The organism is Herpetosiphonaceae bacterium (assembly GCA_036374795.1).
Classification (GTDB): Bacteria; Chloroflexota; Chloroflexia; order Chloroflexales; family Kallotenuaceae; genus LB3-1.
In genome coordinates this window covers 1-2,413 of the sequence record DASUTC010000229.1, presented here as the reverse complement: position 1 = coordinate 2,413, position 2,413 = coordinate 1, and the positions used below count along the sequence as shown (strand labels likewise).

At 69.3% G+C, this 2,413-nt stretch carries 1 protein-coding gene; it reads left to right on the top strand.

Annotated features, from left to right (window positions below; all coding sequences use genetic code 11):
* Positions 1 to 2,413: type I polyketide synthase (locus VFZ66_17145; protein HEX6290914.1), on the top strand; the 2,413-nt coding region annotated here is incomplete at both ends.

Here is a 2,413-nt window from a genome sequence, read left to right as displayed (position 1 = left end):
GAACGCGCATGTGATCGTGGAGGAGGCGCCGACGCAGGCGGCATCGAGTGCGTCGCGGCCCGCGCACCTGCTGCTGCTCTCGGCGCGCACGCCGGGGGCGCTGGACGCGGCAACGGCGAATCTGGCGGCGTTCCTGCGGGGGCAGCCGGAGGTGGCGCTGGCGGACGTGGCACACACGTTGCAGGTCGGGCGGCGCGCCTTCGAGCACCGCCGCCTGCTGGTCTGCCGCGACACTGCCGAGGCCGTCGCGCTCCTCGACGGTGCCGATCCCCAGCGCCGCATCAGCCGCAGCCAGAAGCCCGCCGACCGTCCGGTTGCCTTCCTGTTCCCCGGCGTCGGCGATCACTACGTCGGCATGGCGCGCGACCTGTACGCCCAGGAGCCGATCTTCCGCGCGGCGGTCGATCGCTGCTGCCGCCTGCTCCAACCGCTGCTCAGCCAGGACCTCCGCGCGCTGCTCTACCCGGAGCCGGACCCGGCGACTAACGGCAGCGCCGCGCCGCTCGACTTCCGCGCCTTGCTCGGTCGGACCAACGGGACCGCCGCGTCGTCGCCGCTGCACCAGACGGCGCTGGCGCAGCCAGCGGTGTTTGTGGTCGAGTACGCGCTGGCGCAACTGCTCATGGCCTGGGGCATCCAGCCGCAGGCGATGCTGGGCTACAGCCTGGGCGAGTACGTCGCGGCCTGCGTCAGCGGCGTGCTCACGCTGGAAGACGCGCTGCGCCTGGTGGCGACGCGCGCGCAGTTGATCCAGCAGCTTCCGGCAGGCGCGATGCTGGCGGTGGCGGCCAGCGAGGCGGCGGTGCAGCCCTACCTCGGCAACGGCGTCTGCCTGGCGGTGGTCAACAGCCCGACCGCCTGCGTGCTCGCCGGGCCGCCCGACGCTATCGCGGCGGTCAGCGCGCGGTTGGAGGCCGCCGAGATCGCCTGCCGCGCGATCGACACCAGTCATGCCTTCCACTCGACGATGCTCGCGCCGATCGCCGCGCAGGTCACGACGCTGGCCCGCAGCCTGACGCTCAGCGCGCCGCGTATCCCCTACGTCTCGAACGTGACGGGCACCTGGATCACGCCGGAGCAGGCGACCGATCCCGCCTACTGGGCGCAGCACATGGTGCAGACCGTGCGCTTCGCTGACGGCGTGGGCGTGCTGCTGCGCGACGAGACGCTGGCGTTCGTGGAAGTCGGGCCGGGGCAAGCGCTGGGCTCGTTCGTGCGGCAGCACCCGGCGTGCAGCCGGGAGCGGATGAGCCTGGTGGTGAGCACGCTGCGGGCGGCGCACGAGCGGCAGGACGATCAGGCGCTGCTGCTGACGACGCTGGGACGGCTGTGGCTGCTGGATGTGCCGATCGACTGGGCGGGCTTTTACACGCATGAGGCGCGCCGCCGCATTCCGCTGCCGACCTATCCCTTCGAGCGCCAGCGCTTCTGGGTGGAGCCACGACGGCCCGGCCTGCTGACAAGCGCTGCTCAAGCTGCAACCGAGGGCAGAAAGGCAGATATTGGCGACTGGTTCTATCTGCCGCACTGGGTGAGCACACCGCTGTCGGCTGCCGCTGCCTCATCAAAAGCCTGGCTGGTTTTCGCCGATGAGACGGGCCTGAGCGCGCAGCTAGCCCAGCGGATCGAGCAGGCGGGTCATCGGGTCGTCGTTGTCTCACGTGGCGCGCAATTCGCCGAGCATAGCCAGAATCACTTCACGATTCGGCCTGCATCGCGCGAAGATTACACGGCGCTGCTCGATCTGCTGAAAGCACGGAACACATTCCCGCAGGCGATTGCCCATCTTTGGAACGCTCCCGGTGCCGACACCTTGACCACCGATGGGATCGGCTTCGCCAATGGGCTGGAATCCGGCTTCTATAGCATGGTCGCGCTCACGAAGGCGCTCAGCCACCATGATCTGGAAACGCCGCTGTGGATCACCGCGCTCTCGACGGGCGTGCAGCCCGCGATCGGCGATGAGCCGTTGGCGGCTGAACAGGCTCCGCTGCTCGGCATCTGTAAAGTCATCCCGCAGGAGAATTTATCGCTGAAGTGCCGCAGCGTCGACGTGCTTGCGCCGCTACCCGGCAGCGCCGAAGAATCCGCGCTGCTTGCCCGGCTCACGACCGAGCTGCTGAGCGAGTCGAAGGACCTGACCGTCGCCTACCGTGGCGAGCAGCGCTTGACGCAGCGCTACCGGCCCGAACGCCTGGAGCCGATGTCGGGTGTGCCCGCGCGGCTGCGGCAGGGCGGCGTGTACCTGATCACCGGCGGCCTGGGCGGAATCGGCATGCATATGGCCGAATATCTGGCGCGCACGGTTCAGGCGAAGCTGGTTCTGGTCGGGCGAGCGGGGCTGCCCAGCCGCGAAACGTGGGCTGATTGGCTGGCAGCACATGCCGATGACGATTCGACAAGCCGCCGTATT